Origin of the sequence: Moorena sp. SIO4E2 (assembly GCF_010671945.1) — a bacterium.
Taxonomy (GTDB): domain Bacteria; phylum Cyanobacteriota; class Cyanobacteriia; order Cyanobacteriales; family Coleofasciculaceae; genus Moorena; species Moorena producens.
Map to the genome: position 1 here is coordinate 1 of NZ_JAAHIE010000256.1, position 10,315 is coordinate 10,315.

Annotated in this window: 9 protein-coding genes; 6 read left to right on the forward strand and 3 right to left on the reverse strand. The window is 42.8% G+C overall.

Annotated features, from left to right (window positions below; all coding sequences use genetic code 11):
- The first annotated feature begins 439 nt into the window (after window positions 1-439).
- Window positions 440-772 carry a hypothetical protein gene (locus F6K37_RS22815; protein ID WP_287252315.1) on the forward strand — a complete coding sequence of 111 codons (333 nt, stop codon included), beginning with the start codon at window positions 440-442 and terminating at the stop codon, window positions 770-772.
- 642 nt (window positions 773-1,414) lie between these two features.
- On the opposite strand, the gene F6K37_RS22820 is transcribed toward F6K37_RS22815, so the two are convergent.
- The 3 genes from F6K37_RS22820 to bicA all read right to left on the reverse strand — a co-directional run bounded on the left by F6K37_RS22820 (window position 1,415) and on the right by bicA (window position 5,935).
- On the reverse strand, window positions 1,415-1,699 hold the full coding sequence (locus F6K37_RS22820) for a hypothetical protein (RefSeq protein WP_287252317.1): 285 nt from the start codon (window positions 1,697-1,699) through the stop codon (window positions 1,415-1,417).
- A 405-nt stretch (window positions 1,700-2,104) separates the two neighbouring features.
- On the reverse strand, window positions 2,105-3,523 hold the full coding sequence (locus F6K37_RS22825) for an AAA-like domain-containing protein (protein WP_287252319.1): 1,419 nt from the start codon (window positions 3,521-3,523) through the stop codon (window positions 2,105-2,107).
- A 708-nt stretch (window positions 3,524-4,231) separates the two neighbouring features.
- A complete protein-coding gene (bicA, locus tag F6K37_RS22830) occupies window positions 4,232-5,935 on the reverse strand; it encodes a bicarbonate transporter BicA (protein WP_287252321.1) in 1,704 nt (567 codons plus the stop codon).
- A 979-nt stretch (window positions 5,936-6,914) separates the two neighbouring features.
- Here bicA and F6K37_RS22835 point away from each other — a divergent pair.
- The 5 genes from F6K37_RS22835 to F6K37_RS22855 all read left to right on the forward strand — a co-directional run.
- Entirely contained in the window at window positions 6,915-7,127 is a 213-nt protein-coding gene (locus F6K37_RS22835) for a hypothetical protein (RefSeq protein ID WP_287252323.1), read from the forward strand.
- A gap of 146 nt (window positions 7,128-7,273) precedes the next feature.
- A complete protein-coding gene (locus F6K37_RS22840) occupies window positions 7,274-7,432 on the forward strand; it encodes a hypothetical protein (RefSeq protein ID WP_154659947.1) in 159 nt (52 codons plus the stop codon).
- A 339-nt stretch (window positions 7,433-7,771) separates the two neighbouring features.
- Window positions 7,772-9,040: a tetratricopeptide repeat protein gene (locus F6K37_RS22845; protein ID WP_008189714.1), complete on the forward strand. Its 1,269-nt coding sequence runs from the start codon at window positions 7,772-7,774 to the stop codon at window positions 9,038-9,040.
- Entirely contained in the window at window positions 9,013-10,122 is a 1,110-nt protein-coding gene (locus tag F6K37_RS22850; protein WP_008189716.1) for a tetratricopeptide repeat protein, read from the forward strand. Before F6K37_RS22845 ends, F6K37_RS22850 begins: the two co-directional genes overlap by 28 nt.
- An 11-nt stretch (window positions 10,123-10,133) precedes the next feature.
- Window positions 10,134-10,315 (forward strand): hypothetical protein (locus F6K37_RS22855; RefSeq protein ID WP_287252326.1); only part of this gene is annotated, 182 nt, incomplete at its 3' end.

Below are 10,315 nucleotides of genomic sequence, written 5' to 3' on the forward strand. Positions count from 1 at the left end.
GGCGTACCCTCGATTTGTACCCAGTAGTACTAGTGTTCGGCATGTCAAAATTCAAGCACAGTAAGCTTTGAGGGATTGATAGTACACCTGTATGGGGGAACTTCAGTGATAAGGGGTGCAGGTAGCACTGGAGGATATACAACTGGTTTTATCCTTGTCAAACAATCTGGTGTTGCTGGTTAACTGCAAACAAGGAAAAAATAATTAACAGAGGGCATCAATTGTGAAAAGAGTTCTACTATTAATTAGCGCACTAACAGCCACATTGGTAATTTTGTTCCATCCAATGTTTATATCAAAAGTTATATCAAGTGGATTCAAAAACGACAATCAAGTTATCTACGCGCTTCAGTTTACTGGACAAGCAGTTCCACAAAACGATCAAGGAACAGTCTGAAAAGCGACAACAAAATCACCCAGTTCAAAGATCACATCGGTTGTGAGCAAGCAAGGACTAAAGTCTAAGATTAAGACTGTTAAAGGAAAAGTAGCAAAGTTCGTTTCTACAGTTGAGTTTCTGACTCCCGAAACTTTTCTAGAGAATGGCAAGATTGAATTCGGCTCGGGCAATACCCTAACCTTTGAAACTGTAGGTCAGGGGTTTATTGGTCCTAGTCCCGAAGAAGGTGTGAATCATGGAGTTGTGGATTGGAAGATAGTGCAAGGAACTGGCGTGTTTATCAAGGCTACAGGGTTGATTACATCCAATTTTACGGTGGGTCCGGATGGGGAAGTTACCGATAATCAGTTTGGTGTTATTTACTTGAATTGAAGTAGAGGTAGAGATGTAGGGTGGGCAGTGCGTACCAAAAGGATTGTCAGCTTTTCAATTGGTCCGCCAGCACTGCCCACCCTACGGCTGCTAATTGATTAATCAGCGCGTAGCACATCAGCTGATAGCTGAAAATCCAAATTAGAGATGTAGGGTGGGCAGTGCGTACCAAAAGGATTGTCAGCTTTTCAATTGGTCCGCCAGCACTGCCCACCCTACGGCTGTATCCTTTAGAAAATTATAGTTGTTACTCCGAGTAAATTTGACGCTCAACCTGACTTTTCCCTATAAAACCTCACTAAACGTATTTAACTACTGCTTGAAATCCCTGATTTTATCCCCATGGCAGGTCTAATTATTCCAGGAAATAATGATTGATATCAAGGCAATTAACAGAGCAAATAATTTAGGTTTGCTAATCAATTACATAGAAGTAAATAAATGTCTTTTATCAACAGCTGTGGACCAAAATATACCGTAAAACCAGGAGATTCATTGAGTAAGATAAGTGCAACGTGCTATGGCACTCAAGACTTTTGGTTCGCTATAGCAAAAGAGAATGGGATAAAAGATCCTTACATAATTTATCCAAAGCAGGTGCTAAAAATACCCTCTAATCCAGCGGGTTAAGCATTTCTTATGCTAGCGGATTTTGTGGTCATCCCGTTCTTGCGGACTTTCCCCCAAGCCACAAAATCCGTCTGTCAGTTCCTCTTGTTCGGGATGAATCGCCAGATAATCCCCCAGCCACTCACAACCTAGAGATGTAGGGTGGGCAGTGCGTACCAAAAGGATTGTCAGCTTTTCAATTGGTCCGCCAGCACTGCCCACCCTACGGCTTAGGGTATAGGGTGTGGTGAAATCAAGCCTTTCCCTACACTCGATACCCAATATCCCAGACCAGGCTGATGTGTATTTTAAATGCACATCAGCTTATTTATAAAGGTAAGCTATCAGCTATCAGCTATCAGCTAATGCGCTACAGATGGTGCTACTTGAGGTGCTATCAGCTAATGCAACGCTAATTTATGTGCTTATAAGCTATTAGGAAGCTACGGAACTTTTGAATAAAAAAAGTATAGCACTACGCATTCAGATTCTTACATTCATAAACTCCGAAACTTAGTCATAGCTTAATTTTGACTTCTGACGCAAGAACCTTGCTGACTTGCGCGTAGCGCTATAAGCAAAAGTTTAATCTGAGTTATGGAAAGCTGTTCGCGCAGCGTGAGCCAAAGGCTCACGGCTGACCGCTGACAGCTGAATGCTTATCTATAAAGCACAATTACACAGCTTTCCATGAAAAGACTAACTTCAGCAACTTATTCAGCTTCAAGCTAGAACTTGGTAGAAATATTCCCGGTACAAATTGCAGCGAGGGACAACATAGTTACCCTGTCGCTCTACCAAGCCCATACTGTGTAGTTTGTAAATCTCGATCGGATTGAGTTCCACTGGCTCAGATGAGGTGACAACTTTCTTGAGGGCCTGAAGCAACTCTGGTGATTGTTGCAGTGTTTCTAAATGTCGCCGCAAATGGTTGCTATAAATACCTGCTTCTGTGGGTGCATCTTGCCACAACTGCTGGAATGTTACCTTGCCAGAGCCAATTTCATACATCGCCAACCGTACCAGATAGGGATGACCAGATCCCATTGTCATTAATTTTTCTATCTGGGTATCATTCCAATTTAGTCCATGGAGCTGAGCCAAATTTTTTACCTGCTGTTGGTCAAACTCTCGCAACTCCACTGGAATTCCGGCGTTAAAGGGAGATTGATTTAAGTCTAAGGGAATATAAACTTCTGTAGAATGTGCTATCACTAGCCGCAGTTGCTTCCAGATATCTGAAATCTTGGCTTTCTCATGCCAGCTGCGCAGCATCCCTAAAAAGTCTTCTATCACTTCGGGGTAGGGAAAAACTCGATCGACTTCATCCAATGCTAAGACTAGGGGACAATCTATTTCTGCCAGTAAATACTCTTCAAAATAGACTGTGCAGTTATCATTACTACCCAAAATCTCTGTATCCCAATAATCATTTAATTGATTGTCTAACTTTAACTGCCGACCAACCTTCAAACAGAGCCAGCGTAGAAACTTATCTAAATCCGTTAAAATGGCTCGGTCTACACTGCTCAAATCTAAATAAACCGTTTGACAATCCTGGGATTGAGCATGAGCTAGAATCCTCATCATTAAGGAGGTTTTTCCCATTAGCTTTGGTGCTTTAATCCGAATCAGGGAACCAGGCATAATCACCGTATCGTAACCGAGAGATTCGATGCTGTCTCGCTCCACATAAAGAGGTGAATCCAGCGCCACCCAACCCGACGGAAATGGTAGCTTTGTTAGCGGCTCAGATGCTTGCTGCTCTCCATTGGTGCTAAGTGATCTACCTTGACACTTTTTCCATGCTCTTTTCAGTGCTTGTTTGAAACTCTTTTTGGTTACCCTTTCGCCTAATGCTTCTGAGAGCTTATTCCATAATTTGTTGCCGATATCTTTGTTAAGATACTCAGCACTGTAGCCATACCTATTGGCGATCTGATCATAGGTTTTCCCTTCCCAGGAACCCTGAAGTACTGTGGTTTCAATGTCACTGAGATGTTTGCCTGTATTGTTGAAGACAACTTGATCAGCAGACTCTTTTGCTTGTATCCAAGCTAACTCTGATTCTGAGTCTACTCCAGAGACTACACTCAGAACTGGATGGGAGGGGTAAAACTCATCAAATGCTTGAGCAATCATGTAACTAACAATTTTGTAGATGTATACTTAGCTACCAACTACAGCCCCAGCATTCCAGATTTTTGGAGAAACTGATATAGCGCTACGGGCAAGGCAAGAAGCAAAAGTTGAGGTAGGGTGGGCAGTGCTTAGCAAAACGATTGTCAGCTTTTCAATTGGTCTGATCCACTGCCCACCCTACGGCTCACTACGGCTCACTGATAGAGGTAGGGTGGGCAGTGGCTAGCAAAACGATTGTCAGCTTTTCAATTGGTCTGATCCACTGCCCACCCTACGGCTCACTACGGCTCACTGATAGAGGTAGGGTGGGCAGTGGCTAGCAAAACGATTGTCAGCTTTTCAATTGGTCTGATCCACTGCCCACCCTACGGCTGATAGCTGATGGCTGAATGCTTACGTTTTTGCGATGTAGTTATAGTACTTATCACCCTGTTGTTGGCTATTTATGCAAGACGTCGAGATTTTAAGTTAGTTTAAATTAATTTAATTTTTTTTAACTCAACAACTATCAAAAGGTATGAAAAAGTCAGAAGCGTTGAACGTTTAAAACATTCAACGCTTCTATGCTATATAGCAAAAGGAACAGCGGATCTGGGAGGCTTATTAAAAATCTAGAAGTAGATGTAGGGTGGGCAGTGCGTACCAAAAGGATTGTCAGCTTTTAAATTGGTATTAGGCACTGCCCACCCTACGGCTCTTAAATAAAACTTATATATCAGCTGACAAATCAAAATTAGCTTGTGCCTGACTTGGTGCATAATTTTGATAGTTATTCACCATGGTACGAGACAACCGCAGTGCTTCTAAACGAGTCAATTCTAGGTTTTGGGGTGGAATCTGCTGCCAGATATCCAAGGTTTGTAACCGCTTTCTGGTTTTGCCTGTTGCCCCTACAATAAATACTTCACGACCTTTATCTAAGGCTTCTTGAATGGCATTTTCCAAAGCTAGGGAAGCGGTAACACCTAAAATAGGTACATCACTGAAATCCAGAATCAGCACATCAAAACCTTCAATGGCATTGTGTTGACGGGAAATTGCTTTTGCAACCCCAAAAATCATCGGTCCACTGAGATGAAAGAGTACAATACGACCGTCACCTTGATCCAATAGTACTTTTTCCTCCTGGGAAAGCTGAATTTCCTCATCGTCATAGGTAATCGCCTTAACACTGTCTGCTCTATGAGCACTAAGACGCTCAATGGTGAGGATATTGGCAATAAATACTCCTACTCCCACCGCCACAATCAAGTCAACAAAAACAGTCAGTAAAATCACCCCGTACATAATCAGGGATGCTTTCCAAGAAATTTTATGGGCACGCTTGAGGAAACCCCAGTCAATAATATCAATACCTACCTTGAGGGCGATACCAGCCAAAACAGCAAGGGGAATCGTTTTGGTGAGGGGGGCGGCCCAAAGCACAACTACTAGTAATGCTAAAGCACGGGCGATTCCAGAAAGGGCACTCCTACCCCCGGATTGGATATTAACCACAGTTCCCATGGTTGCGCCAGCTCCAGGAATACCGCCAAATAAACCGGATACTAAATTACCTAAACCCTGGCCCATTAACTCTTTGTTAGAATCATGTTCGGTACGGGTTAAACTATCAGCAACCAGGGAGGTTAGTAATGCATCAATGCAGCCCAATGTAGCTAGCACCAAAGCATCAACCACCATTAACTGTAACTGTTCAGTGCTAAACACCGGTAGACGCAAACTAGGCAAACCAACAGCAATTTCCCCAATACGGCGAATATCTACCCCAGAGAAAAATACCAAAGACAAAACTGTTCCCAGAATTAATGCTAGCAACTGGGGTGGTAAGATGCGTTTCCATTTGCGGGGCATTAAAACAATAATTGCTACGGTCAAAACAGCTAAAACAGTTTCAACCGGGTTGATGTTTGCTATCAGTGTGGGCAAACTAGTAACTGTGCCAATGACGCCACCCTTAGGGCTACCTTGACCCAAAAAAGGAGCCGTTTGCAAAATAATTAGTATGATTCCAATACCCGACATAAAACCGGAAATGACGGTGTAGGGCATCAAAGTAATGTATTTGCCTAGGCGCAGAAAACCAAACAGAATTTGAAAAATTCCGGCTAACATGACCACGGTAAAAGCCATAGCCATGCCGTTTTCTGGATTAGCAGCCGTAAGGTTAGCAATTACCGCTGTCATCACCACTGTCATGGGGCCAGTGGGTTCAGAAATTAGGGTGGGAGTACCTCCAAATACCGCAGCAAAAAAGCCAATTAATACAGCACCCCACAAACCAGCTTCTGCTCCAGCACCGGAGGCGACACCGAAGGTAAGAGCCATGGGGAGGGCGATAACGGCGGCGGTTAGTCCACCAAAAATATCCCCCCTAATGTTACGAAAGTGAATTTGGTTAGTTAGTTGCACAGTTAAATTAGATGTAGGTAATTGTTACATTACATGTAGGTAATTACTTTTTACTGTACTGCAAATACATCCATTATATTTATTGAAGTATTTTACTAAAATCATTTACTTTACTCTATGGTAAAGGCACAAGCCCCAGAAACATAAGCCGTTAACTTAATATTAATAATTTATTAATAAGTACCTTAACTTAAGAAAAACTCATGGCAATTATCGATTTGCTTTATGGCCAGGGGAGATAGGGAGATGGGGAGATAGGGAGATGGGGAGATAGGGAGATGGGGAGATGGGGGAGATGGGGAGATGGGGAGAGATGTAGGGTGGGCAGTGCTTACCAAAAGCATTGTCAGGTTTTGCATTGGTCTGAAGCACTGCCCACCAGATCAGTATATGTAGATGTAGGGTGGGCAGTGCTTACCAACAGGATTGTGAGGTTTTGAATTGGTATTAGGCACTGCCCACCAGATCAGTATATGTAGATGTAGGGTGGGCAGTGGATACCAACAGGATTGTGAGGTTTTGAATTGGTATTAGGCACTGCCCACCAGACCAGTAATTTTATTAAAAATCTAGACAAATAAATTCTATTTTATAGTTGATTTGATGTCGGTGGGCAGTGTTGAAAACCGATTAAAAACTGATTTATCCGTCTAAACCACTGCCCACCCTACGATTAATATAGGTGGGCAGTGTTGAAAACCGATTAAAAACTGATTTATCCGTCTAAACCACTGCCCACCCTACGAGTAATATAGTTGATTTGATGTCGGTGGGCAGTGCTTAAAATACCGATTATAAGCTAATCTTATCGCTCTGAAACACTGCCCACCCTACGAGTAATTTTATTACTATTCCCGATTCCCGATTCCCGATTCCCGATTCCCGATTTCCTAATAAAAAAAAATTTCTAAAATCCCTTGACAATATATTGATTTATTGATAAATTAATAGTGTCAACAAACTCAAGAGATAATTTCAGATGAGTAACAATTTTCCTCCTTCCGACAACCAAGGTGCCTTACCCAAGAAAGCCAAGCTCTTTTTGATCGGTTCTCCTGAAAAGGTTCGGAATACAATTAATGCCATTTATTCCCTTAAGTATGCGGAGCCGGACGAGTGGAGCACTCCGGAGCCTACGGGAAATCCTGGTGAGGTTATGACCTTTTTGATTCGATACTTTTACGTAGATTAAGATAGGAGTTTGCCAGGGTTGCCCCCTGGCAAATCAGGAATTGTGAAGGATGTTTGGTGAAGGAGGATGAAGCAACATGAAGCAAAATGAGTTGGAATGTTATTGCTTTTCAGCAGTTGCTGACTAACTCGGGAATCATGCCATAATTGAGATCTGAAATTATCCATTTTGAGCTGTACTTGTGGAACCTTCAAGTACAGATTCGGTCAAGGATTGGGGTTAACCCAAACTTGACCGATTTTTTTTTAGGGAGTCGGGAGTCGGGAGTCGGGAGCGGTGCGACCCGTGGCGAATTTAATTCTTAATGGGTCAAGGGCACCGAGGGAGTCGGGAGTGTGGGGAGGGTGGGAAGTGTAACGTCTATGTTAACGGTTGTTATTACTTAGCCTGCGCCCTACAATAAAAAGCGGGAACAAAAAAATGTGAGCCAGCTGCAATTACCCCTAGATCAGGTAATCAGCTATCAGCTATCAGCGTGTCGCGTATCAGCTGATGCCCTTGGCTGACGGCTGACGGCTGACTGCTGAATGCTTACAGTCAAGCTTTTCGAGCTTAGTAGTACAAATCTATAAAATCAACTATATAACTATATAAGCTGCAATAACAATTAAGTTTAATTTTTGCTTCTTTGACCCACAAAGTAAATGACTAATCCTCCCTTAGATGAGGCTCTCAAGACTTACGAAATAGCCCTTGAACACCTTGAAGATTCAGCATCACCGATGTCTGAAAAGCAAATTATCGTGGTTTTAAATGCTAGGGATTTTGTTCAGGCTGTTGGTCAGGCACAAGTTTACCCTTCTTATCACCAACAAAAAAAGCTTGTTGCCTTGGATGTGCGCCTCAAACAAAATGCTTGGCAGATCAGCAAAGTTATTGATTTTGCCAGCTGGCGAACTAGTTTGGAACCCCCAGACACAGCTTGGTGGTGGCATTTAGAAACAGAAGCGGAGCTTGCCCGCTGGCAATGGTGGGATTGGTTATGGCGAGGATTGAGCATTGCTGGCTGGACGGCGAATCTTGGCTTGTTAATCGACCTTCTGCCTCGTTTTTTGATAGCAGGCACTGGATTTGCGGGAGCAGTAGCAATTGCTTTTCCCAGTCTTTTGACCGTATTACAAGGGATCAGCGAACTAACGGAAACCGGACAAGAAGGATTTGATAAATTATTAATCCGACTGGGTATTCCCAAGCATTTTCATGCGGAAGCCCAGCTCGGGGCGACGGAGTTATTACTGGTAATCTTACTAGGTTTTCACTTTTATCTGCCCAATTTTTCTAATTTCTCCAATAAAAGAGGTTTTGAAAAGTATAACCAAGGTCAACTAGCCAGTGCTGAAGCCCACTATCAGCAAGCGTTAGCCCTTAATCCTGATAATGTCAAAGCTCACTACAACTTAGCTTTTGTTTACGAAGATTTACAACAGTTTGATAAAGCCAGAACTCAATACCAATTCGCCGTAAAAGGCGGTTTTGTCAAAGCCTATAACAACTTAGGTCGCTTGCATATTCTGAACAACAAACCATCTTTAGCTATACCCCTACTCTTAAAAGGTTTAGCCAAGGCTGAGCAAGCCAGTATCAAAGTTAAATACGACCTGATGAAAAACTTGGGTTGGGCAAGGCTTAAGCAACAGCGCTGGTATGAAGCGGAGAAATTTATCCTGGGTGCTGTTTCTCTAGGAAGTAGTCAAGAAGGTAGTAAACGAATCTCTAATCGCGGTTCAGCCCACTGCTTATTAGCTCAGGTTTATCAAGGACAAAACCAGAAAACCAAAGCCCTGAACCAGTGGCAAAAATGTTGTCAATTCGGCTCAAGTGCTAATCCTGATGAGGATCTGTGGCTGGGCTTAGCTCATAAAAAATTAAAGGAGGACAATCAATCATGTGGTCAAAACAATCGAAAACCTTAATTGCCTTTGCACTGGGGCTAGGTGTGGCAGTTACTTTCATCAAACCTGCCCTGCCTCAAATACCAAGGTTTAACCTAATTATCGCCTTGGGTCCTCCAGGTGAAGTCAAATTCCAGAAGCCCAATTGGTCAAATTTTCAACCAGCTTCTATTGGTTCTGTACTCAGGGGGGATTATCAGCTGTTGGTAGGCTCAAATGCTACGGTTGAAGTGCTGTGTTCCAACTGGACAACCTGGAAACCTGAACCGGGAAGAACTTCCACCGTTAATGAAGGCTGTCCTGCCACCAGAGATAATAGAATAATTCACTCAGAGGATGATACCGCTCCTACTAGGGCAGCAAATAATCAAAACATTCCTTATCTATTAAGTCCGAGGAACACATCCTTACTCGACAACCGACCCACCCTACGCTGGCATCAGGTTGAAGGTGCAGAAAGTTACTCTGTTAGGATTCGTGGACAAGGATTAGATCTAGACTGGAAAACCCACAGTAGGGAGACAGAAATTCTTTATTCAGGGGAACAACCTCTACCACCTGGTTATTATTGGTTAATTGTTGAGACTGACAACGGTCAACGTTCTATAGAGGAAGGGGTATTTGGTTTTCGGGTACTTGATGAAAAGAAAGCTACCACCCTATTAAAAGAAGTAGAGAAACTCCAGCAAAAACAGTTAAGTGAAGAAGCAAAAACCTTAGCCATAGCCCATTTTTACCTCAGCGAAGACTTGAAATATGATGCGATTGATATCCTCGAACAAAGCATCAAAGATGGTAATAATTTGGTAGCCACCTATCAACTGCTAGGGAATACCTACACACAAGTGGGGTTAACTCGACTGGCAAAGGAGCGTTACCTCAAAGGTTTAGAACTGGCTCAAACAGCATCAGATTTAAACAGTCAAGCGGAAATACAAAAGAGTTTAGTGATTATCACCCTAATTCTTGATAGTAAAGAAGAAGCGTTACAGTGGTTAGAGCAAGCCCAGGTCAGTTATCGGGCTTTAGGGGATGAATCAGAAGTGCGTGAATTAGAACAGAATAAAAGTGAAATTTTAGAGGCGGCTCTGGATTTGAGGTAGGGGGTATCGGTATGGTTTCAACTAAATCAAAACGGCCAAAAATTTGGGCAACAGCTCTAGTTAGTCTGATCTCAGTAGGGGTAATTATGCCTTTGCCCACAGTGGGACAAACTACGACGAAACAAGATAGTAGCAACCAACAACTTATCAATCAAATCCCTTACAGGTTAAAATCCTCGGGATTTATCCCTTT

Bases quoted from the DNA above. Each gene is read 5' to 3' on its own strand.
- F6K37_RS22825 (WP_287252319.1), bottom strand. From the start codon at position 3,523: ATGATTGCTCAAGCATTTGATGAGTTTTACCCCTCCCATCCAGTTCTG.
- F6K37_RS22835 (WP_287252323.1), top strand. From the start codon at position 6,915: ATGAGTAACAATTTTCCTCCTTCCGACAACCAAGGTGCCTTACCCAAG.
- F6K37_RS22845 (WP_008189714.1), top strand. From the start codon at position 7,772: ATGACTAATCCTCCCTTAGATGAGGCTCTCAAGACTTACGAAATAGCC.
- F6K37_RS22850 (WP_008189716.1), top strand. From the start codon at position 9,013: ATGTGGTCAAAACAATCGAAAACCTTAATTGCCTTTGCACTGGGGCTA.